Below are 23,014 nucleotides of genomic sequence, written 5' to 3'. Positions count from 1 at the left end.
GGAACTGGCGCCCCACGATCGGAAAACAACAAGACAGGGACTATCATGCGACATACCCAGCTTTGCTCCGCCATGCTTGCTCTGGGCCTGCTCGGCCAGGTTGGCCTCAGCCACGCCGCCAACAGCCTGGTGTACTGCTCCGAAGGCAGCCCCGCCGGCTTCGACATCGCCCAGTACACGAGCGGCACCGACAACGATGCTGCGCAACCGATCTACAACCGCCTGACCGAATTCGAAAAAGGCGGCACCAGTGTCATTCCTGCGCTGGCCACCAAGTGGGACATCTCCGAAGACGGCCTGACCTACACCTTCCACCTGCGCGAAGGGGTCAAGTTCCACAGCAACGAAGCGTTCAAGCCGACCCGTGACTTCAACGCCGACGACGTGCTGTTCACCTTCAATCGCATGCTCGATCCCAACCAGCCGTTTCGCAAGGCGTACCCGACCGAGTTCCCGTACTTCGTCAGCATGAGCCTGGACAAGAACATCGCCAAGGTCGAGAAAACCGACGACCACACCGTGGTGTTCACCCTCAACGCCGTAGACGCCGCGTTCGTGCAGAACATCGCCATGAACTTCGCGTCCATCCTGTCCGCCGAGTACGCCGAGCAGCTGCTCAAGAGCGGCAACATGCGTGACATCAACCAGAAGCCGATCGGCACCGGTCCGTTCGCCTTCCAGCGTTACCAGAAAGACTCGCAGATCCGCTACAAGGCCAACCCGCAGTACTGGGACATGAGCCAGGTGAAGGTCGACCAGTTGATCTTCGCCATAAACACCGACGCTTCGGTGCGCATGCAGAAGCTCAAGAAGAACGAGTGCCAGGTCACCGCCTACCCACGCCCTGCCGACCTCGCGGGCCTCAAGGCCGACCCCAAGCTCAAGGTCATGGAGCAGGCCGGCTACAACCTGGGCTACATCACCTACAACGTGCGTCACAAGCCGTTCGACCAGCTGGAAGTGCGCCAGGCCATGGACATGGCGGTGAACAAGGACGCCATTCTCAAGGCCGTCTACCAGGGCGCCGGGCAGAAGGCCGTCAACGCCATGCCACCGACCCAGTGGTCCTACGACGAGAGCATCAAGGACGCGCCTTTCGATCCGGAGAAAGCCAAGCAGATGCTGCAGGCCGCCGGCGTCAAGGAAGGCACCGAGATCACTCTGTGGGCCATGCCCGTGCAGCGCCCCTACAACCCCAATGCCAAGCTGATGGCTGAAATGCTGCAGGCCGACTGGGGCAAGATCGGCCTCAAGGTCAAGATCGTCAGCTACGAATGGGGCGAGTACCTGGACCGCACCAAACGCGGCGAACACGACGTCTCGCTGATTGGCTGGACGGGCGACAACGGCGACCCGGACAACTGGCTGGGCACGCTGTACAGCTGCGACGCCATCGGCAGCAACAACTACTCGATGTGGTGCAACCAGGACTACGACAAGCTGGTCCAGCAGGCCAAACGGGTCACCGACCGCGAAGAGCGCAGCGTGCTCTATCGTCAGGCCCAGCAGTTGCTCAAGCAACAGGTGCCGATCACCCCGATCGCCCACTCCACCGTCAACCAGCCGGTCAGCGCCAAGGTTGAAGGGTTCAAGGTCAGCCCGTTCGGGCGCAACGACTTTGGCGGCGTGAGTCTGCGCGACTAGATAAACCAGGCCCTCCCCACACCCATGACCGTGCCATGGGTTTGGGGAGCTTTTGGCAAAAAAGAGCAAGCAAACGTTTGCAACTGTCATCACGGGCCATGGACTGGCCATCAGCCGCACTAGAAGACGCGGCCATAAAACTAAAAAAGTAAGGAGCTTCAGTTGAAAATTACCAAGAGAGCAGTCTTCACCTTGTCGTTGAGCGGGTTCGCGCCCCTGGTCCTGGCCGATGAAGCCAGCCAGGCGTTCATCCCGCTCACCGTCAAGACCAGCAGCGCACAGGATGAGGCCAAAGGCTTCATCGAGGACTCGAGCCTGACCGGCTCGACCCGCAACTGGTTCGCCAAGGAGAAAGGCAAGCGTGGCCTGACCTGGGGCATCAACAAGGGCGATGGCGTAACCGAACGCACCGGTAGCCGCGACACCTGGGTTCAGGGCACCATCGTCAACTACACCTCGGGCTTCACTCAGGGCACCGTGGGGTTCAGCACCGAAGTGGCGGCCTACAACACTGTGGCGCTGGAGCAGGGCAAAGGTCGCGTGGCCGGCGGGGGGAACCGCACACTGACCGATCACGATGGCGACGTGGTCGACCAGTGGACCAAAGCGGGCCTGGCCAACCTCAAGGCGCGGGTGTCCAACACCGTGCTGACCGCCGGGCGTCAATCGATGAACACGCCGGTACTGGCCTTCATCGGCAACCGTGCCCTGCCCTCCAGCTTCGAAGGTGTCAGCCTGCACAGCGCCGAGTTCGACAACCTCGACTTCGACCTGGGCACCTTCAGCCGCGTCTCGCCGCGAACCGAACAGAGCCTGAGCAAGTTCAGGACCGAATACGGCGACGGCACCACCACCGATCAGGTCAACATCTTCGGCCTCAACTACCAGCCGCTGAAAAGCCTGACCACCAGCCTGTACGCGTCCAACGTCAAGGATGTGTGGAACCAGTACTACTTCGGCGCCTCCCATGAACTGGGCGATGCCTCGGTGCTGGGCCTGACCACCGGTTTCAACTACTACAAGACCAAGGATGCCGGCAGCTCGAAGATGGGCGCCATCGACAACGACACCTACAGCCTGTCGTTGACCGCCACGCACAAGGCGCACAGCCTGACCCTGGCCTTCCAGGAAGTGAACGGCAACGAATACTTCGACTACCTGCACGAAACCAACGCCATTTTCCTGGCCAACTCGCTGTTTTCCGACTACAACGGCCCGAACGAAAAATCGTTCCAGATCGGTTACGGGCTGGACATGGCCGGCTATGGCGTACCCGGCCTCAAGTTCAGCGTCTACACCGCGCGCGGCTGGGGTATCGATGGCACACACTACAAGGGCGGCGGCTATGATGGCATCCAGGCCCAGGACGGCGAGAAGCATTACGAGTACGGCTTCGGCACCTCGTATGCCGTGCAGGGCGGGCCGTTGAAGGCCAGCACCATCCGCGCGACCTACAGTGCCCACCGCGCCAGCGCCAATCAGGTCGATGGCAGCCTCAACGAGCTGCGCATCGTCACCACCATTCCGTTCCAGATTCTTTGATCGGCAACCGCTGCCCGGGGTTCGACGAATCCCGGGCAGCGGCTACGCTTACGTGCGATTGCGAGGGCAATGATGAAAACGCTATCTCTGAAGGCTGCCGTGGCAGCCGCCCTGCTCGGCCTGACCTTGGGCGCCAGTGCCAAACCGCTGGTGGTCTGCACCGAAGCCAGCCCCGAAGGTTTCGATATCGTTCAATACACCGGCGCGGTCACGAGCGATGCCTCGGCCGAGACGGTGCTCAACCGCCTGGTCGACTTCACGCCGGGCACCACCGACATCCAGCCGGGGCTGGCCAAGAGTTGGGACATCAGTGAAGACGGCAAGACCTATACGTTCCACCTGCGCGAAGGCGTGAAGTTCCACACCACCGACTACTTCAAGCCGACCCGCGCCCTGAATGCCGACGATGTGCTGTGGAGCTTCATGCGCCAGTTCGACGCCAAGCACCCCTGGCATGACAAGTCGACCATGGGCTATCCCTATTTCGAATCGATGGCCATGGGTGATCTGATCCAGAGCATCGACAAGCTCGACGACATGACCGTGCGTTTCGTGCTCAAGCGCCCCGAAGCGCCGTTCCTGCGCGACATGGCGATGCCCTTCACCTCGATCTACTCAGCCGAATACGCCGACCAGTTGCTCAAGGCCGGCAAGACCGCCGACTTGAACAGCAAGCCGATCGGCACCGGGCCGTTCGTGTTCGTGCGCTACAGCAAGGACGCCCAGGTTCGCTTCAAGGCCAACCCCGATTACTACAAGGGCAAGCCACCGGCCGACCCGCTGATTTTCGCCATCACCGTGGACAACAACGTGCGGGCGCAGAAGCTGCGGGCCAACGAGTGCCAGGTGGCGGTCTATCCCAAGCCAGACGACGTACCCGGCATCAAGGCCGATCCTCAGCTCAAGATCGCCGAGATGGATGCCTTGATGACCAGCTATGTGGCCATCAACACCACTCACAAATACCTGAGCGACGTTCGCGTGCGCCAGGCCATCCAGATGGCCTTCGACAAGCAGACCTTCGTTCGTACCCTGTTCGGCGAGGGCAACGCGACACCGGGCGTGGGGCCCTACCCGACCACGCTGCTGGGCTACAACCACAGCCTCAAAGACCTGCCCTACGATCCGGACAAGGCCCGCGCGCTGCTCAAGGAAGCCGGCGTTCCGGAAGGCACCTCGTTCACCATCTTCGCGCGCAACGGCAGCAGCCCGACCAACCCCAACTCCAGCCTCGCAGCGCAATTGTTGCAGGCCGACCTGGCCAAGGTTGGCATCAAGCTGGACATCCGCGTGCTGGAATGGGGCGAGTTGATCAAGCGCCTGAAACTGGGCGAACATGACCTGGCTTTCTACGGTTGGGCCGGCGACAACGGCGACCCGGACAACTTCCTCAGCCCGAACCTTACCTGCGAAGCAGCGAAGAACGGCGAAAACGCCGCGCGCTGGTGCAACAAGGAATTCGACGCCCTGGTCAGCCAGGCCCGCGAAACCACTGAACCGGCAGCACGCGCGGCGTTCTACGAACAGGCGCAGGTCATTTTTCTCAAAGAGCAACCCTGGTTGAGCCTGGCGTATCCACGTCTGTTCTCGGCCATGCGCAAGAACGTCGAAGGCTTCCACATAAGCCCGATGACCAATAACAACTTCGCCACCACCCAGGTGAAGTAGAAAAAGACGCCGCGTATCGGCGCCCACCCGGGCGGATGCGCGGCTTGCCTAACCGGCTGATGAGGTACTACGCACGATGTTTAGTTTTATTGCCCGACGTGTGGGATTGCTGATCCCCACTTTCTTCGGCATCACGCTATTGACCTTCGCGTTGATACGCCTGATTCCCGGTGACCCTGTCGAAGTGATGATGGGCGAGCGTCGGGTCGACCCCGAAATGCACGCACAGGCGATGGAACGCCTGGGTCTGAACAAGCCCCTGTATGCTCAGTACCTGGATTACATCGGCAATCTCGCCCAGGGCAACCTGGGTGAGTCGCTGCGTACGCGCGAGAGCGTGTGGACCGAGTTCACCGCGCTGTTTCCGGCCACGCTGGAGCTGTCCATCGCCGCGCTGATCTTCGCCGGCGTGCTCGGCCTGCTGGCGGGTGTGATCGCCGCGCTCAAGCGAGGATCGCTGTTCGACCATGGGGTCATGGGTATTTCCCTGGCCGGCTATTCCATGCCCATCTTCTGGTGGGGCCTGATCCTGATCATGTTCTTTTCGGTGACCCTGGGCTGGACGCCAGTGTCGGGGCGCATCGACCTGCTCTATGACATCCAGCCGAAAACCGGCTTCATGCTCATCGACACGTTGTTCAGCGAAGACGAAGGCGCCTGGTTGGACGCCCTGCAGCACCTGATTCTGCCCGCCATCGTGCTGGGCACCATTCCGCTGGCGGTGATCGCCCGCATGACCCGCTCCTCGATGCTCGAAGTGCTGCGCGAGGACTACGTGCGCACTGCCCGCGCCAAGGGCCTGTCGCCGACTCGCGTGGTGTTCGTGCACGGTCTGCGCAACGCGCTGATTCCGGTGCTGACCGTGTTCGGCCTGCAGGTCGGCACCTTGCTGGCCGGTGCGGTACTGACCGAAACCATCTTCTCGTGGCCGGGCATCGGCAAGTGGCTGATCGAGGCCATCGGCGCCCGTGACTACCCTGTCGTGCAGAACGGCATCCTGTTGATCGCCTGCCTGGTGATCCTGGTCAACTTCGTGGTGGATATCCTCTACGGCCTGGCCAACCCACGCATCCGTCATCAGCGTTGAGACCCTATCCATGACTACGAAAATCGAAACGGTCGCGGTGGATCAGAGCCTGCTCTACCCCTCCCCGTACAAGGAATTCTGGCAGGCATTCGCCAAGAACAAGGGCGCCGTGGCGGGCCTGGTGTTCATGCTGATCATCGTCTTCTGCGCGCTGTTCGCGCCGTGGGTGGCGCCGCACAACCCCAGCGAGCAGTACCGTGACTTCCTCCTCACCCCGCCGGTATGGCTGGAAGGCGGCCAGTGGCAATTCATCTTGGGCACCGACGAGCTGGGCCGTGATTTGCTTTCGCGCCTGATCCAGGGCTCGCGGCTGTCGCTGCTGATCGGCCTGTCGTCGGTGGTGATGTCGCTGATCCCCGGCATTCTGATGGGCCTGCTGGCCGGATTCTTCCCGCGCATTCTCGGGCCGTCGATCATGCGCCTGATGGACGTCATGCTGGCGCTGCCATCGCTGCTGCTGGCCGTGGCGATCGTCGCCATCCTCGGCCCTGGCCTGATCAACACCGTGATCGCCATTGCCGTGGTGTCGCTGCCTTCCTACGTGCGCCTGACCCGCGCTGCGGTGATGGGCGAACTGAACCGCGACTACGTGACCGCCGCGCGCCTGGCCGGGGCTACGTTGCCGCGCCTGATGTTCATCACCGTGCTGCCCAACTGCATGGCGCCGCTGATCGTGCAGGCCACCTTGAGCTTTTCCTCGGCGATTCTCGACGCTGCCGCCCTGGGTTTCCTGGGCCTGGGCGTACAACCGCCAACGCCGGAATGGGGCACCATGCTGGCTTCGGCGCGTGACTACATCGAACGCGCCTGGTGGGTGGTGAGCCTGCCGGGCCTGACCATTCTGCTCAGCGTGCTGGCAATCAACCTGATGGGCGACGGGCTGCGCGATGCGCTGGACCCCAAACTCAAGAACGCCGCCTGAGGAGCCGATCATGTCACTTTTGAATATCAACAACCTGAACGTACGTTTCGGCGATGCCAAGGCCGTACCGGTCGTGGACGGGCTGGACCTGAGCGTGGACAAGGGCGAAGTGCTGGCCATCGTCGGCGAATCGGGCTCGGGCAAATCGGTGACCATGATGGCCCTGATGGGCCTGATCGATGCACCCGGCATCGTCACCGCCGACTCGCTGGTCTTCGACGGCCACGACATGCTCAAGCTCAACGCCCGGCAACGGCGCAAGGTGGTCGGCAAGGACCTGGCGATGATTTTCCAGGACCCGATGACTGCGCTTAACCCCAGCTACACCGTGGGTTTCCAGATCGAGGAAGTCTTGCGCCAGCACCTGGGCATGTCCGGCAAGGCCGCGCGCCAGCGTGCTCTGGAATTGCTCAAGAAGGTGGAAATCCCGGCAGCCGAAAGCCGCCTGGATGCCTATCCGCATCAGCTGTCCGGGGGCATGAGCCAACGCGTCGCGATCGCCATGGCGATTGCCGGTGAGCCCAAGCTGCTGATCGCCGACGAACCGACCACCGCACTGGACGTGACCATCCAGGCGCAGATCATGGAGTTGCTGCTCAGCCTGCAACAAGAGCAGAACATGGGTCTGATCCTGATCACCCACGACCTGGCCGTGGTGGCTGAAACCGCCCAGCGCGTGTGCGTGATGTACGCCGGTCAGGCAGTGGAAGTGGGCCATGTGCCGCAACTGTTCGACATTCCTGCGCACCCCTACAGCGAAGCGTTGCTGATGGCCATCCCGGAGCACAGCGAAGGCGCCGAGCGCCTGGCCACTCTGCCCGGCATCGTCCCCGGCCGCTACGACCGTCCGCAGGGCTGCCTGCTGTCGCCGCGCTGCCCGTACGTGCGGGACAACTGTCGCACCGAACGCCCGGCCCTGGACCCCAAAGCCCAGAGCCTGGCGCGTTGTTTCTACCCACTCAATCAGGAGGTGGCGTGATGAGCGTCGTACTGACCGCCCGCGACCTTACCCGTCATTACGATGTTTCGCGCGGGCTCTTCAAGCCCCATGCCGTGGTGCGTGCCCTCAATGGCGTCTCCTTCGAGCTGGAAGCCGGCAAGACCCTCGCCGTGGTCGGTGAGTCGGGCTGCGGCAAGTCGACCCTGGCCCGCGCGCTGACCCTGATCGAAGAACCATCCTCCGGTTCGCTGCAGATCGCCGGCCAGGAAGTGGCAGGCGCCAGCAAGGCCGAGCGCAAGCAACTGCGCAAGGACGTGCAGATGGTGTTCCAGAGCCCCTATGCTTCGCTCAACCCTCGGCAGAAGATCGGCGACCAACTCGGCGAGCCGCTGCTGATCAACACCTCCCTGAGCAAGGCCGAGCGCCGCGAGAAGGTCCAGGCGATGATGCAGCAGGTCGGCCTGCGCCCCGAACACTACCAGCGCTACCCGCACATGTTCTCCGGTGGCCAGCGCCAGCGCATCGCCCTGGCCCGCGCCATGATGCTGCAACCCAAAGTGCTGGTCGCCGACGAACCCACCTCGGCCCTCGACGTGTCGATCCAGGCACAGGTGCTGAACCTGTTCATGGACCTGCAGCAGGAGTTCAACACGGCCTATGTGTTCATCTCCCACAACCTGGCCGTGGTGCGTCATGTAGCCGACCAGGTGCTGGTGATGTACCTGGGCCGGCCGGCGGAAATGGGGCCCAAGGAAGACATCTACACCCGTCCTCTGCATCCCTATACCCAGGCCCTGCTGTCGGCCACGCCGACCATCAAACCGGACCCGCTCAAGCCCAAGATCAAGATCGTCGGCGAGTTGCCCAACCCGCTGAATCCGCCGTCGGGCTGTGCGTTCCACAAGCGTTGCCCGTACGCCACCGAGCGCTGCAGCACCGAAGTACCGGCGTTCCGGCCGGTGGATACGCGGCAGGTGGCGTGTCACTACGCCGAGCAGTTCCTGTAACGCCTGCAGGCCTCTTCGCCAATCGGTGAAGAGGCCTGCAGCTCCCCTTTCTCCCCAGTGCATCCGCAGACGAATGTCTCTATGATGCCGAACATGATCAAAGACCCCTTTGCCCGCCTGAACCTCGATCGCGAGGTCATCACCGTCAGCCAGCTCAATGGCCGCGCCCGTGTGTTGCTCGAAGATGTCTTCAGCAATATCTGGGTCGAAGGTGAAATCTCCAACCTGGCGCGTCCGGCGTCCGGGCACGTCTATTTCACGCTCAAGGACAGCGGCGCCCAGGTGCGCTGTGCCCTGTTCAGGCAGAACGCTCAACGCGTGCGCCAGGTGCTCAAGGATGGCGCAGCGGTGAAAGTGCGCGGCAAGGTCTCGCTGTTCGAGGGCCGTGGCGACTATCAGCTGATTCTCGATACCGTGGAGCCTGCCGGCGACGGCGCGCTGCGCATGGCGTTCGACGCGCTCAAGGTAAAGCTCGACGCCGAAGGTCTGTTCAGCAGCGAACGCAAGGTGGCCCTGCCGGCGCATCCGCAACGCATCGGTATCGTCAGTTCGCCGACCGGCGCAGTGATCCGCGACATCATCAGCGTGTTCCGTCGACGTGCCCCGCAGATCCAGCTGACCCTGATCCCGACCGCCGTGCAGGGCCGCGAGGCCACCGCACAGATCGTCCGCGCTCTGCGCCTGGCCGATGCGCGCGGCTTCGATGCGATCATCCTGGCCCGTGGCGGCGGCTCGCTGGAGGACCTCTGGTGCTTCAACGAGGAAGCCGTGGCGCGCGCCGTCGATGCGTGCGTCACGCCCATCGTCAGCGCCGTGGGTCACGAGACCGACGTTTCCATTAGTGACTTCGTGGCCGATGTGCGTGCGCCGACGCCTTCTGCGGCCGCCGAGTTGCTGGCGCCCGATGCCGGCGACCTGCAACGGCGGCTCGACAGCCTGCAGCGACGCCTGGTGTTGCGCATGCACAATCGCCTGGCCCACGAACGCCTGCGCGTGGAGGGGCTGACTCGACGCCTGCGCCACCCCGGCGAGCGCCTGCGCCAGCAGGCACAACGCCTGGATGATCTGGACATGCGCATGCGCCGCGCCTTCGAGCGGCAGATGACTGCGCGTGCGCATCGCCTGGCGCAGTTGCAGACACGCCTGGCCGGGCAGCATCCGGACCGTGTGCTGCGCCTGCTCAAGCAGCGCCTGGATGGCCTGGCCGAGCGCTTGCCTCGCGCCATGCGTGACACGCTCAAGGACCGGCGCCAGCAGTTGCAGAGCCAGGTGCAGACACTGCACGTGGTCAGTCCGCTGGCCACCCTCGGGCGCGGCTACAGCATACTGCTCGACGAGCAGGGTCAGGCCATCCGCAGCGCCGAGCAGACCCAGCGCGGTCAGCGCCTGATCGCAAGATTGGGCGAAGGCGAGCTTGAAGTGCGTGTGGAAGACAATCACCTCACGCCCGTTACCCTTTCTTTACTGGATTGATCCATGCCGCGTTTTCTCGTTGTCGCCCTGCTGTTGTGCCTGTCCTCGTTCGCTCAGGCGGACAGCTACATCACCCGGCTGTTGAACAAGCCGGTGCCCGGCGGCGTGGCAGTGGTGGATCTGGGCAACGCCAGCCAGGCGCCCAAGGCGACCTACGATGGCAAGCGCGTGCTGGTGGTCAATGAGCAAGGTACCTGGCGCGCGATCGTCGGCATCCCTTTGACCGCCAAGCCTGGCCAGGCGCAGGTCAGCGTGGCCGGTCGCGCAATCGGTTTCGAGATTGGCAGCAAGAAGTACCCCGAACAGCGGATCACCTTGAAGAACACTCGCCAGGTCAATCCCAACCCGGCGGACATCAAGCGCATCGACGGCGAACTCGCCGAACAGCTGCGCGCCTACCGTAGCTTCAGCCCCGGCATACCGAGTAATCTGCTGCTGGACAAGCCGGTCAGCGGCCCCTTGTCGAGCAAGTTCGGTGTACGCCGTTTCTTCAATGGCGAGGAGCGCAATCCGCACTCCGGCCTGGATTTCGCAGTGCCCGCCGGCACGCCGATCAAGACGCCTGCCAATGGCAAGGTGATCCTGGTGGGCGACTACTTCTTCAATGGCAACACGGTGTTCGTCGACCATGGGCAGGGGTTCATCAGCATGTTCTGCCACATGTCAAAGATCGACGTGAAGGTCGGCCAGGACCTGGTGCGCGGCGCCGTGGTCGGACGCGTAGGCTCCACAGGCCGCGCCACCGGGCCGCACATGCACTGGAACGTCAGCCTGAACGATGCCCGGGTCGATCCGGCAATCTTCATCAACGCCTTCCAGCCTTGATCCACCGGAAATCCTCTCAGCACTGCTTGACCTGTGGGAGCGGGCTCTGCCCGCGAAGGCCGCACCGTCGACCCAATGCATTGCGCCGCCCCTTGAAGCCACGCAATCTCTGGCACCCCTTTCCAAATATTCAGCAATAAAATCTCGCCTGCTCCAAGATAGCCAACTCTCCTACCATTTTCCTCAATACCCTTGCCATTTTTCACCCCAATGGTTAGGGTTGAGGTCATGAAAACCGCCCATACCCTCATCCAGCTCCGCCAGCACCGCAGCCTCTGCCTGGTCAGTGCACGACTGCCTGGCTGAAACGCGTCGCCTCGCCCCTCACCTTTTCGAATGACCGGCAGGCCCTTTCCCCAGGCTGCTCACCAAGGATTTTCACCATGTCCATGCTCAAAGACCCGTCGCAGAAGTACCGCGCGTTCCCGACTATTGACCTCCCCGATCGCACCTGGCCGTCGAAGTCCATCACCGCCGCGCCCATCTGGTGCAGCTCCGACCTGCGCGACGGCAACCAGTCACTGATCGAACCCATGGATGCGGTCAAGAAGCTGCGCTTCTGGAAAACCCTGGTCGCCGTGGGCGTGAAGGAAATCGAAGCCTCCTTCCCTTCCGCTTCGCAGACCGATTTCGATTTCGTGCGCACCTTGATCGAAGATGGCCACATCCCGGACGACACGACCATTCAGGTCCTGACCCAGGCCCGCGAAGACCTCATCGCGCGCACCTTCGAATCGCTCAAGGGCGCCAAGAAAGCCATCGTTCACCTGTACAACGCCACTTCGCCGTCCTTCCGCAAGATCGTCTTCAACCAGGACAAACAGGGCGTCAAGGACATCGCGGTCAATGCCGCCAAGCTGTTCGTCAAATACGCAGCGCAGCAGCCGGAAACCCAGTGGACCTTCCAGTACTCGCCGGAGACGTTCAGCGCCACCGAGCTCGAGTTCGCCAAGGAAGTCTGCGATGCGGTGATCGAAGTGTGGAACCCCACTCCGCAGAACAAGGTAATCCTCAACCTGCCAGCGACCGTGGAAGTGTCCACCCCGAACATCTATGCCGATCAGATCGAATGGTTCGGCCGTCACATCAATCGTCGCGACAGCGTGCTGCTCAGCCTGCACACCCACAACGACCGTGGCACCGGCGTGGCCGCCACCGAACTGGGCCTGATGGCCGGTGCAGATCGCGTGGAAGGCTGCCTGTTCGGCAACGGCGAGCGGACCGGTAACGTCGATCTGGTGACCCTTGGCTTGAACCTGTACACCCAGGGCGTCGATCCCGAGCTGGACTTCTCCGACATCGACGGCATTCGCAAGGTGGTCGAGGAATGCAACCAGTTGCCGGTGCATCCGCGTCATCCGTATGTCGGCGATCTGGTCCATACCGCGTTTTCCGGCTCGCACCAGGACGCCATTCGCAAGGGTTTCACCCAGCAGAAGGAAGGCACGGTGTGGGAAGTGCCCTACCTGCCGATCGACCCGGCCGACATCGGTCGCAGCTACGAGGCAGTCATCCGCGTCAACAGCCAGTCGGGCAAGGGTGGCATCACCTACCTGCTCGAACAGGAATACGGCATCAGCCTGCCGCGTCGCATGCAGATCGAGTTCAGTCAGGTAGTACAGGGCGAGACCGACCGCCTCGGCCTTGAAATGACCGCTCAGCAGATCTATGCGCTGTTGCGCAAGGAGTACCTGCAGGCCAACACGCCCTATGCGTTGATCAGCCATCGGTTGCAGGAAGAGAACGGCAACAGTGCGGTTGACGTGGAGGTGCACAGCGACGGTGAAACCCAGCACTGGCGCGGCAAGGGCAACGGCGCCCTGGAAGCGCTGGTGGCCTCCATGCCGGTCGCGGTCGAGATCATGGACTACAACGAACACGCCATTGGCGCTGGCACCAACGCCAAGGCCGCGGCCTATATCGAGCTGCGTGTGGCCGGTGGACGTCCGGTGCATGGTGTTGGCGTGGATGAAAACATCACCACCGCCAGCTTCAAGGCGCTGTTCAGCGCACTGAATCGCTCGCTGAGCCAGCAGGAAGCGAAAGCTGCCTGATACGGGCAGCCACACAGGAACCGGCCTTCAGGGCCGGTTTTTTTATGCCTGCGCTACCCCGTAGGAGCGGTCATCGGCCGCGAAAACCACACCGCGGTGTGTCAGGTATGAGCGTTCCTAGCGCAACTCGTATTCGTCAGCGTCCAAGTAGGCCGGGAACTTGCTGCGATAGGCGTGCAGGGCCTGGGCATCGAAGCTGGCATGAAACACGCCGTCGGCCTCACCCGCGCACAACAGGGTTTCGCCCTGAAAGTCCAATAACTGGCTGTCACCCGTGTAGGCAAAGCCCTTGCCGTCGGTGCCCACCCGATTCACCGCCGCCACGTAGCAGAGGTTCTCGATCGCACGGGCCGGCAGCAGGCGGTTCCAGTGCATGCGCCGCGAGCCCGGCCAGTTGGCCGTGTACAGCAGCAGGTCGGTGCCCTCGCCATCTCGGCTCCACACCGGAAAACGGAGGTCGTAACAGATCAACGGACGCACGCGCCAGCCCTTCACGGCGAACACCGCTTGGCGCTCGCCGGGGCAGTAGTGTTCGTGCTCTCCCGCCATGCGAAACAGATGACGCTTGTCGTAGTGCAGCATCCGCCCATCCGGGCAGGCCCACAGCAGGCGATTGCGGTAGCTGCCATCGGCAGCCTGGACGATCACGCTTCCGGTGACCACCGCATCGAGCTTGTTGGCCCACGCCAGCAGCCAGTCGTGGGTCACCCCGTTCTCCGGCTCGCACAGGCTTTCGGACTCCATCGAAAAGCCAGTGGTGAACATCTCGGGCAAGACCACCAGATCGGCGCCCTGGGCTTGTTCCAGCAAGGTATCGAAGTGTTCGAGATTGGCCTCGCGGTCGTGCCAGGCCAATTGGGTCTGGATCAGCGCGATTCTTAGCTCAGGGGCCTGCTCGGCCAGGGTTGCTTCCGTCAGATTCGGCATAGTTTGTGAGCTGCCTCGCGCAGCGTCTCCTCACGTTTGGCGAAACACAAGCGAACCAGGCGCTGGTCCGGAACCGGCGTGCGATAGAACACCGAAACCGGAATGCTGGCTACGCCATGCTCACGCGTCAGCCACAGCGCCATGTCGACGTCGTTGAGGTCGGGGCGGATCGCCGAATAGTCGACCAGTTGAAAATAGGTGCCGGGCGTGGGCACAAACGTGAACCGCGAATCGGTCAGCAGATCGCAGAGCAGATCGCGCTTGCCCTGATAAAACCCAGGCAACGCATCCACGTGGTCGGGGTGTTCAGCCATGTACTCGGCCAAGGCATGCTGCAAGGGCGTGACGCCACAGAAACTGACGTACTGGTGCACCTTGCGCAGCTCCCGAGTCAGCGCGGGCGGTGCGATGACGTAGCCGGTTTTCCAGCCGGTGACGTGATAGGTCTTGCCGAACGAGCTGACCACGAAAGCCCGCTCGTATAGCCGCTCGCAGGCCAGCACGCTGGCATGGGCGACGCCATCGAACACCAGGTGTTCGTAGACCTCGTCGCTGAGGATGTAGATGTCGCGGTCGGCGATCAAGGTCGCCAGGCGGTCGAGTTCGGCGGCAGTGATCAGGGCACCGCTGGGGTTGTGCGGCGTGTTGATCACGATCATTCGGGTACGCGCGTTGATCGCTTGGCCCAGTTGCTGCCAGTCGATGCTGAAATCCGCAGCATTCAGTTGCACGTGCACGCACGTGCCGCCCGCCAATTCGACCGCGGGCTCGTAGCTGTCGTAGCAGGGATCGAACACGATCACTTCATCGCCGTGGCGAATGGTGGCCTGAATCGCGCAGAAAATCGCCTGTGTGGCGCCGGGGGTGATGGTGATTTCGCTTTCGGCATCCACACGACGTCGATACAACCGCTCGACCTTGGACGCAACCTGTTCGCGCAGGGCGGGCAGCCCGGTCATGGGCGAGTATTGGTTATGCCCGGCCAGCACATGCCGCCCGACGGCTTCGAGCAAGGCAGGCGGACCGTCGAAATCAGGAAAGCCTTGAGACAGGTTCAAAGCGCCGGTTTGTGCGGCGAGCTGGGACATGGTGGTGAAGATGGTGGTGCCGACATTCGGCAGCTTACTGCTGATCATGGGCCGCTCCCTGGGAAAACGTTCCCCAGTGTAGCAGGCAGACCGCATACACCGCCGACGCGGCTTGCGCCGCTGCTACAGGGATTGCGGGGGGCCTGATGGAACGCATGGGGCGTTGACGCGGCGTGCGCCGCTGATGCGGGTTACACATTCCCCTGTAGCAGCGGCGCGAGCCGCGTCCGGCACCACCGCGGTGTATCAGCGCTTGTCGCGGCGCTTTTTGTCGGCTTTCTTGTGGTGCGACATCAGGCGACGCTTCTTGTTGACCTGGCGGTCGGTGAGCGTGTTCTTGTTGCCTTCGTACGGGTTCTCGCCACCCTTGAACTCGATACGGATCGGCGTACCGACCAGCTTGAGCACGCGGCGATACGTGTTTTCCAGATAGCGCACGTACGACTTCGGTACCTTCTCCACCTGGTTGCCGTGGATCACGATCAACGGCGGGTTGGCACCACCCAGGTGAGCGTAGCGCAGCTTGATCCGGCGGCTGTTGACCATCGGCGGCTGGTGCTCCTGCACCGCGTCCTCGAGGATCTGGGTCAGGCGGCTGGTCGGCCAGCGGGTGATCGCCGACTTGAACGACGCCTGCACCGAAGCATACAAGTTACCCACGCCGGTGCCATGCAGCGCCGAAATGAAGTGGATGTCGGCGAAGTCGACGAAGAACAACCGCCGCTCCAGCTCAACCTTCACATAGTCGCGCTCGCTGGGCTGCATGCCGTCCCATTTGTTCAGCGCGATAACGATGGCGCGCCCGGTTTCCAGGGCGAAGCCCAGCAGGTTCAGGTCATGGTCGACTACGCCTTCGCGTGCATCCATGACGAAGATCACCACGTTGGCGTCTTTAATCGCCTGCAGCGTCTTGACCACCGAGAATTTTTCCACTTCCTCGTGGATCTTGCCGCGCTTGCGCACACCGGCCGTGTCGATCAGCGTGTACTTCTCTTCGTTGCGTTCGAAGGGAATGTAGATACTGTCGCGAGTCGTACCTGGTTGGTCATAGACGATCACCCGGTCTTCGCCGAGCATGCGATTGACCAGCGTCGACTTGCCGACGTTGGGTCGACCGATGATGGCGATCTTGATGCCATCTTTCTCGCTCGGGCCCGGAATGCGCACGGCTTCCTCGCCCTCGGCGACCTCGGCGTTGAGGTCGACTTCTTCCTCGTCGCGCGGGAACTCGCTCAAGGCGGCTTCGAGCAGCGCGTTGACACCGCGGCCCTGCGCACCGGCCACGGGGATGGCGTCGCCCATGCCCAGTGGGGCGAATTCGGCCTTGGCCATCTCGGGGTCGACGTTGTCGACCTTGTTGGCGACCAAAAGCGAGCGCTTGTTACGCTTGCGCAGGTGCTCGGCAATCATCTGGTCGGCGGCGGTGAAACCCGCGCGCGCATCGACCAGGAACATCACGACATCGGCTTCTTCGATGGCGAGCAGCGACTGCTCGGCCATCTTCTCGTCCATGCCGTGTTCGTCACCGGAAATACCACCGGTGTCGACCAGAATGTAGGAACGCCCTTGCCAGCGCGCCTCACCGTATTGGCGATCACGGGTAAGACCAGACAGGTCGCCGACGATGGCGTCACGGCTTTTGGTCAGGCGGTTGAACATGGTGGATTTACCGACGTTGGGTCGGCCCACCAGGGCGATTACGGGAACCATGCGGCTCTCCACTGCGTTGATTCAGAAAATACAAAGGCCGCTGCAGGCAGCGGCCGGAGTTCGAGGCGCTTCAAACGAAGCGGCTTCCAGGCACCCGTGGGTGTCTGGAAGCATAGTCAATCACTGCTTGACGGTCAGGGCTTCCAGCTTGCCACTGTTGCCGTAAATATAAAGCATGTCGCCAACGACCAGCGGGCGAGCCCGTACACCGTCACTGTCGACCCGAGTACGGCTGACGAAACGACCGTCGACCTGACTCAGCAGGTGGACGTAACCTTCCAGGTCGCCCACCGCGATGTAGCTGGAAAACACTTCGGGAGCCGACAGCTGGCGACGCGCCAGTTGATCATTGCTCCACAGGGCGGTGGTGGAACGCTCGTCGACGCCCTCCACAGTGCCCGAGGCCAGGCTGGTGTAGACGTTGCCGAAGCCCTGCGCGACACCTGCGTAACTGGACGCATCGCGCTGCCACAGTACACGCCCGCTTTCCAGGTCCAGGCCGGCCATGCGACCCTGGTAGGTGGTCACATACAGCGTGCCGCCGGACAACAGCAGGCCACCGTCAATGTCGACCACACGATCCAGTTCGGAACGGCCCTGAGGCACGGCGACCCGAGCTTCCCAGACCGGCACGCCGTTTGAGATGTCGAGCGCAACGACCTTGCCAGTCGACAGACCGGCGATCGCCAGCTGATTGGTCACCAGGGGGGCGCCCGTACCGCGCAGGGTCAACACCGCTGGAGTGCTGTCGTAGATCCAGCGCTGATCACCGGTGCTGGCATCCAGACCGATCAGGCGATCGTCCTGGGTCTGCACCACCACGACGTTGCCGTTGTTGGCCGGTGGCGCCAGCACTTCGCTGTTCACGCGTTTTTTCCAGCGTTGCTCACCGGTGTCGGCGTCAAGTGCGATCACGTCGCCGCGCAAGGTGCCCAGGGTCACCAGGCCGTAGCTTACGCCCACGGCACCGGAAACCGGCTGGTCCAGGTCTTTCTTCCACAGGACGTCGCCCGTCATGCGGTTCATCGCGACTACCTCGCCCGTTACATCGGCGGCGTAGATGCGATCGTTCTCGATCGCCGGCACGAGCATGTTGTAGGTCTTGCCCTGGCCGTCGCCGATACCGCGGCTCCAGACCTTCTGCAAGGACACTTCTTCCTTGAAGTCGGTGAGTTCGGCCGGGGGCAGTTCCTTCTTGCTGTTGCTGCTGCAACCCACGGCCATCAAGGCCAGGGCCAGCAATGCTGCATGTTTCCAACGGATCACGTCACGCATCCCCTTTGGCCAGGTCGTCGAGCTTGATTTGAAGGCCACCCACCGCCGCTTCATCGGACAGCGCAGCCTTGGCTTTTTGATAGGCGGCATAGGCGTCGTCGCTGCGGCCCAGTTGCACCAGCAGGTCACCCTTGAGTTCTTCGCGGGCTGCCAGGAACGCCTTGTCGGCATCGCCGTCGAGCAGCTTCAAGGCGTCTTCGGCCTTGTTCTGCGCGGCCAGGACCTGCGCCAGGCGCTGACGCGCCACTTCGCCCAGGGTGGTGTCGACCGGCTTGTCGACCACCGTCTTGAGTTCGGCGGCGGCATCATCGAGCTTGCCGGCATCGACGGCGGCCTTGGCCAGGAACAGGCTGGCGTACTGCGCATAGGCAGTACCACCGAACTCGTTCTTGAGCTTGCCGGCCAGGTCTGCCACCTGGGCGGTATCGGGCTTGCCGGTCGGGGTCAGGCTGGCTTCCAGCAACTGCTGGTACAGGTTGGAAGCGCTCTGCGACTGGTTGCTCTGATAGCGGGTCCAGGCTTGCCAGCCGAACACGACCACCAGGGCCAGCAGGCCACCGGTGACCAGGGGCTTGCCGTTACGCTGCCACCAGTCCTTGAGTTCGCCCATTTGTTCGTCTTCGGTACTCGACACCCCAATGCTCCTATTCGCGCAAATGCTTGATGCTTGCTTGATTCAGCCCTGCACAACGCAGGTCGCCAGATGGTCGGCCAACGCCGACCAGGCAATGTTCTGTTGTTCGCCCTGGCCGCGCAGGGGTTTGAAACCTACCACTTGTTGGGCCAGTTCGTCGTCCCCCAGGATCAAGGCGTACAAGGCACCGCTCTTGTCGGCCTTCTTGAACTGGCTCTTGAAACTGCCGGCACCGGCGTTGACCATCAGGCGCAGACCCGGTACCTGGTCGCGCAGCCGCTCGGCGAGGGTCAGACCTGCCAACTCGGCCTGTTCGCCGAAGGCGCAGAGGTAGACGTCGACCTGCCGGGCAATGGATTCGGGCACCTGTTCCAGGGTTTCGAGCAACAGGATCAGACGTTCGATGCCCATGGCAAACCCCACGCCCGGCGTCGGTTTGCCACCCATCTGCTCGACCAGGCCGTCATAGCGGCCGCCGGCACAGACGGTGCCCTGAGCGCCCAGCTTGTCGGTGACCCACTCGAAAACGGTCTTGCTGTAGTAGTCCAGGCCCCGCACCAGCTTGGGGTTGATCACGTAGGGAATGCCAGCGGCATCCAGACGCGCCTTCAAGCCCTCGAAATGCACGCGCGACTCTTCGTCGAGATAATCGGCCAGCTTCGGCGCGTTGACCAATACCGCCTGGGTTTCCGGGTGCTTGGTATCGAGCACGCGCAGTGGGTTGGTCTTCAGGCGGCGCTGGCTGTCTTCGTCGATCTGGTCCAGGTGCGCGGTGAGAAATTCCACCAACGCCTCGCGGTAGCGACCGCGGGCTTCGCTGGTGCCCAGGCTGTTGAGTTCCAAGGTGACCGCGTCGCGAATGCCCAGCAGTTTCCACAGGCGCCAGGTCAGCACGATCAGCTCGGCGTCGATGTCCGGACCGTCGAGGTTGAACACTTCCAGGCCGATCTGGTGGAACTGGCGATAGCGCCCCTTCTGCGGCCGTTCATGGCGAAACATCGGGCCCATGTACCAGAGCTTCTGCACCTGGCCACCACCGCTCAGGCCATGTTCGAGCACCGCGCGGACACAGGCTGCCGTGCCTTCAGGACGCAGCGTGAGGGAATCACCGTTGCGATCCTCGAAGGTGTACATCTCCTTTTCGACGATATCGGTGACTTCGCCGATGGAGCGCTTGAACAGGTCGGTGAACTCGACGATGGGCATGCGGATCTGGCGGTAGCCGTAACCGTCCAGCAAACCGGCCACGGTGCCTTCGAAGTAACGCCACAGCGGCGTCTGCTCAGGCAGGATGTCGTTCATGCCACGAATGGCTTGCAGAGTCTTGCTCACAAAATATCCTTAGAAATCCCTGTTAGCCGCGGACGATCAACGCCGCATCGGCTTCGACCTTTTCCGCAGCCTTCTGCCGGATCAGCTTCTCGAGCTCATCCACCAGGTTGTCATTGGTCAGTTTCTGCGACGGCTTGCCGTCGATGTAGATCAGGTTCGGCGTGCCACCAGTGAGGCCGACATGGGCTTCCTTGGCTTCGCCCGGACCGTTGACCACGCAACCGATGACCGCGACGTCCAGCGGCACCAGCAGGTCTTCGAGACGGCCTTCGAGCTCGTTCATGGTCTTGACCACGTCGAAGTTCTGTCGCGAGCAGCTGGGGCAGGCAATGAAGTTGATGCCGCGCGAACGCAGGCGCAACGACTTGAGAATGTCGTAGCCGACCTTGACCTCTTCCACCGGATCGGCCGCCAGCGAGATGCGAATGGTGTCGCCGATGCCGTCGGCCAGCAGCATGCCCAGGCCGACCGCCGACTTGACCGTACCCGAACGCAGGCCTCCGGCTTCGGTGATCCCCAGGTGCAGCGGCTGAATGATCTGCTTGGCCAGCAGACGATAGGCGTCGACAGCCATGAACACGTCGGAAGCCTTAACGCTGACCTTGAAGTCGTGGAAATCCAGGCGCACCAGATGCTCGACGTGACGCAGCGCGGACTCGACCAGCGCTTCCGGGGTCGGTTCGCCGTACTTCTTCTGCAGGTCCTTTTCCAGGGAGCCTGCGTTGACGCCGATACGGATCGGGATGCCACGATCGCGCGCGGCATCGACCACGGCGCGCACGCGGTCTTCGCGACCGATGTTGCCGGGGTTGATGCGCAGGCAGTCCACACCCAGCTCGGCTACGCGCAGGGCAATCTTGTAGTCGAAGTGGATGTCGGCCACCAGCGGCACGCTGACGCGCTGCTTGATGCGCCCGAAGGCTTCGGCGGCGTCCATGTCGGGCACGGACACGCGCACGATGTCGGCGCCTGCATCGACCAGGCGCTGGATCTGCCCGACGGTGGCATCGACATCATTGGTGTCGGTGTTGGTCATGCTCTGCACGGCGATGGGCGCGTCGCCCCCCACCGGTACCGAGCCGACCCATATTTTGCGCGATTCGCGGCGCTTGATCGGAGACTCACCGTGCATGTTATTGCCCCAGCTTCATGCGAGCAGTATTGCCCTTGGTAAAGGGTGCGACATCCACCGCTTGACCGTTGTAAGTCACCTGGGCGGCATTGGCCACGCCCAGGCGTATGGAAAGCGGCGGCTTGCCGCTGACCTGAAGATTTTCGCCACTGCGCTTGAGACCGCTGTACAGCACCTTGCCGGTGGCATCGGTGACCTGGGTCCAGCAGTCGGCGACGAAATTCATGCCGACCTGGCCCTGCCCGGCCACGGGCGCCTCGGCTGGCGCAGACGCGGCGGCAGGGGCCGGCGCGGCAGGTGTTGTCGCTGCATTAGGTACAGGTGTGGCAACAGTTGCAGGCGTCTGCGCAACGGTCGCAGATGGCTGGGTAGTCGTGGTCGCCGGTGTGCCGGTAGTGGCCGGGTCAACCGGGGTTTGGCCCTGCCCCAGGCTCAACGCGGTGGGTTCGCCTTCGCGCGCAGCCACCACGGCCTGGTCTTCAGGCTCGTCCAATGGATGAATCTGGGTCGTGCCGTCGGCGCTTTCGACTTCGACGTGCTCCAGCGCAACGTTGGTTGGATCGGTGCCACGGGCCGTGGTCTTGTCCTGCCACCAGAGGAAGCCGCCACCCACCAGGGCCAGCACCAGCATCAGGCTGACGATGCGCAGCAGGTTGTGGGCCAGGCGCGAAGGTTCTTCGATGCGGCCCAGGCCATGAACGTTGCTGCCCTGCGCATTGGTGCCGGTGTACTGATCGAACGCCTGCACCAGCACGGCCTGATCCAGGCCAAGCAATTTGGCATAGGCGCGAATGTAGCCACGGGAAAAAGTGTGGCCGGGCAGCTTGTCGAACGCGCCCGCTTCCAGGTTGGCCAAAGAGGCCGGGGTGAGGTTCAGCCGCGCGGCCACCTCGGGCAACGACCACGCTTTGCCTTCACGGGTCTGACGCAAGGTATCGCCGGGGTTTACACGAGAGCCTGCTGCTACTTCGGGATGCGCCGCTTTCATCTTTGCTCCGACAGGTATTGCTGATATTCCGGCGTACCGGGATAAAGCCGTTTGAGTTGCAGGCCATAACTGGCGGCCTTGTTCTTGTCTTCGTAGACTTTCGCCAGACGCGTGCCGAGCAGCAGGCTGCGCGCGGTTTGCTCGCTCAACTGGGTGAACCGGTCGAAATACTCCTTGGCCGGCACATACTGCATGTCCTGGTACGACATTTCAGCCATTTCCAGCAGCGCCCGCGGCTGCTGGCGGTTGAGCCGCAGCGCTTTCTCCAGGTTCTGCCGTGCCACCTCACGCTGGCCCAGGGCCGCCGCTGTCATGCCAAGGTTTTCGAAGACCCGCGAGCGCTCTGGGTAGAGCGTGTCAGCGGCGGCCTTCTCGAACAGTTCGTAGGCTTCCTGGTAGCGTTTCTGTTCATACAGGAAGCTGCCGTAGTTGTTCAGGATACGGGCATCGCTGCGTGCGTTCAAAGCCTTGCGAAAGTGCTGTTCGGCAAGCTCGGGTTCCATTTCCGCCTGGAACACCAAGGCCAATGCCGCATTGGCGTCGGCGTCGGAACCGTTGAGCTCCAGGGCCTTCTTCAAGGGAATCTTGGCCCGCTCGGTACTGCCTTCCTGCAGGTACCCCAAACCCAGTTGCACGTAGGCCTGACGCGCCTCGTCCCGACCCTTGCTGGTGTCCATCGGATTGACCTTGCCCGTGGTGACGCAGCCGGTCAGCAAGGCGAAGACGATCAGCAGCGCGGCGCGCAGGGTCATGGAGTTCCTCTCGT

At 62.7% G+C, this 23,014-nt stretch carries 19 protein-coding genes; 10 read left to right on the top strand and 9 right to left on the bottom strand.

Going from position 1 to position 23,014, the window contains the following annotated elements; all coding sequences use genetic code 11:
• Positions 1-45: 45 nt before the first annotated feature.
• From ASF66_RS19425 to leuA, 10 genes are all read left to right on the top strand, one after another.
• The gene (locus ASF66_RS19425) at positions 46-1,644 is read left to right on the top strand and encodes an ABC transporter substrate-binding protein (protein ID WP_056845001.1); all 1,599 of its coding nucleotides are present in this window, start codon (positions 46-48) and stop codon (positions 1,642-1,644) included.
• Between the two features lie 162 nt (positions 1,645-1,806).
• Positions 1,807-3,186: an OprD family porin gene (locus tag ASF66_RS19420; protein WP_056845000.1), complete on the top strand. Its 1,380-nt coding sequence runs from the start codon at positions 1,807-1,809 to the stop codon at positions 3,184-3,186.
• A gap of 72 nt (positions 3,187-3,258) precedes the next feature.
• Positions 3,259-4,854: an ABC transporter substrate-binding protein gene (locus ASF66_RS19415; RefSeq protein ID WP_056845164.1), complete on the top strand. Its 1,596-nt coding sequence runs from the start codon at positions 3,259-3,261 to the stop codon at positions 4,852-4,854.
• Between the two features lie 76 nt (positions 4,855-4,930).
• Positions 4,931-5,941 carry an ABC transporter permease subunit gene (locus ASF66_RS19410; protein ID WP_049861915.1) on the top strand — a complete coding sequence of 337 codons (1,011 nt, stop codon included), beginning with the start codon at positions 4,931-4,933 and terminating at the stop codon, positions 5,939-5,941.
• Between the two features lie 10 nt (positions 5,942-5,951).
• Entirely contained in the window at positions 5,952-6,863 is a 912-nt protein-coding gene (locus ASF66_RS19405) for an ABC transporter permease subunit (RefSeq protein ID WP_049861914.1), read from the top strand.
• Positions 6,864-6,873: 10 nt separating this feature from the next.
• Positions 6,874-7,842 carry an ABC transporter ATP-binding protein gene (locus ASF66_RS19400; protein WP_056844999.1) on the top strand — a complete coding sequence of 323 codons (969 nt, stop codon included), beginning with the start codon at positions 6,874-6,876 and terminating at the stop codon, positions 7,840-7,842.
• On the top strand, positions 7,842-8,810 hold the full coding sequence (locus tag ASF66_RS19395) for a peptide ABC transporter ATP-binding protein (protein WP_049861913.1): 969 nt from the start codon (positions 7,842-7,844) through the stop codon (positions 8,808-8,810). The genes ASF66_RS19400 and ASF66_RS19395 overlap by 1 nt, the downstream gene beginning before the upstream one ends.
• A gap of 93 nt (positions 8,811-8,903) precedes the next feature.
• Positions 8,904-10,283, top strand: a complete 1,380-nt coding sequence (gene xseA, locus ASF66_RS19390) for an exodeoxyribonuclease VII large subunit (RefSeq protein ID WP_056845163.1) — start codon at positions 8,904-8,906, stop codon at positions 10,281-10,283.
• A 3-nt stretch (positions 10,284-10,286) separates the two neighbouring features.
• A complete protein-coding gene (locus tag ASF66_RS19385; RefSeq protein ID WP_056844998.1) occupies positions 10,287-11,108 on the top strand; it encodes a M23 family metallopeptidase in 822 nt (273 codons plus the stop codon).
• A gap of 383 nt (positions 11,109-11,491) precedes the next feature.
• Positions 11,492-13,162 carry a 2-isopropylmalate synthase gene (leuA, locus tag ASF66_RS19380; RefSeq protein ID WP_056844997.1) on the top strand — a complete coding sequence of 557 codons (1,671 nt, stop codon included), beginning with the start codon at positions 11,492-11,494 and terminating at the stop codon, positions 13,160-13,162.
• Positions 13,163-13,279: 117 nt separating this feature from the next.
• Here the strand turns inward: leuA and ASF66_RS19375 are convergent, their stop codons facing one another.
• The 9 genes from ASF66_RS19375 to pilW all read right to left on the bottom strand — a co-directional run bounded on the left by ASF66_RS19375 (position 13,280) and on the right by pilW (position 23,000).
• Positions 13,280-14,089 carry an amidohydrolase gene (locus ASF66_RS19375; protein ID WP_056844996.1) on the bottom strand — a complete coding sequence of 270 codons (810 nt, stop codon included), beginning with the start codon at positions 14,087-14,089 and terminating at the stop codon, positions 13,280-13,282.
• Entirely contained in the window at positions 14,077-15,225 is a 1,149-nt protein-coding gene (locus tag ASF66_RS19370; RefSeq protein ID WP_056844995.1) for a pyridoxal phosphate-dependent aminotransferase, read from the bottom strand. Before ASF66_RS19370 ends, ASF66_RS19375 begins: the two co-directional genes overlap by 13 nt.
• A gap of 198 nt (positions 15,226-15,423) precedes the next feature.
• A complete protein-coding gene (der, locus tag ASF66_RS19365) occupies positions 15,424-16,887 on the bottom strand; it encodes a ribosome biogenesis GTPase Der (RefSeq protein WP_049861908.1) in 1,464 nt (487 codons plus the stop codon).
• Between the two features lie 120 nt (positions 16,888-17,007).
• Complete coding sequence (gene bamB / locus ASF66_RS19360) at positions 17,008-18,162, bottom strand: outer membrane protein assembly factor BamB (RefSeq protein WP_049861907.1); 1,155 nt, start codon at positions 18,160-18,162, stop codon at positions 17,008-17,010.
• Positions 18,155-18,796 carry a YfgM family protein gene (locus ASF66_RS19355; RefSeq protein WP_049861906.1) on the bottom strand — a complete coding sequence of 214 codons (642 nt, stop codon included), beginning with the start codon at positions 18,794-18,796 and terminating at the stop codon, positions 18,155-18,157. Before ASF66_RS19355 ends, bamB begins: the two co-directional genes overlap by 8 nt.
• Before the next feature lie 42 nt (positions 18,797-18,838).
• On the bottom strand, positions 18,839-20,128 hold the full coding sequence (hisS, locus tag ASF66_RS19350; RefSeq protein WP_049861905.1) for a histidine--tRNA ligase: 1,290 nt from the start codon (positions 20,126-20,128) through the stop codon (positions 18,839-18,841).
• Between the two features lie 22 nt (positions 20,129-20,150).
• Positions 20,151-21,260 (bottom strand): flavodoxin-dependent (E)-4-hydroxy-3-methylbut-2-enyl-diphosphate synthase, encoded by a 1,110-nt coding sequence (ispG, locus tag ASF66_RS19345; protein ID WP_056844994.1) that lies wholly within the window; start codon positions 21,258-21,260, stop codon positions 20,151-20,153.
• Between the two features lies 1 nt (position 21,261).
• On the bottom strand, positions 21,262-22,248 hold the full coding sequence (locus tag ASF66_RS19340; RefSeq protein WP_056844993.1) for a RodZ domain-containing protein: 987 nt from the start codon (positions 22,246-22,248) through the stop codon (positions 21,262-21,264).
• Complete coding sequence (gene pilW / locus ASF66_RS19335) at positions 22,245-23,000, bottom strand: type IV pilus biogenesis/stability protein PilW (protein WP_056844992.1); 756 nt, start codon at positions 22,998-23,000, stop codon at positions 22,245-22,247. Before pilW ends, ASF66_RS19340 begins: the two co-directional genes overlap by 4 nt.
• Between the last annotated feature and the right edge of the window lie 14 nt (positions 23,001-23,014).

The sequence above is a fragment of the Pseudomonas sp. Leaf129 genome, assembly GCF_001423465.1.
Taxonomy (GTDB): domain Bacteria; phylum Pseudomonadota; class Gammaproteobacteria; order Pseudomonadales; family Pseudomonadaceae; genus Aquipseudomonas; species Aquipseudomonas coleopterorum.
The sequence above is the reverse complement of the archived record's forward strand: the minus strand, read 5'-3'. Positions and strand labels throughout refer to the sequence as shown.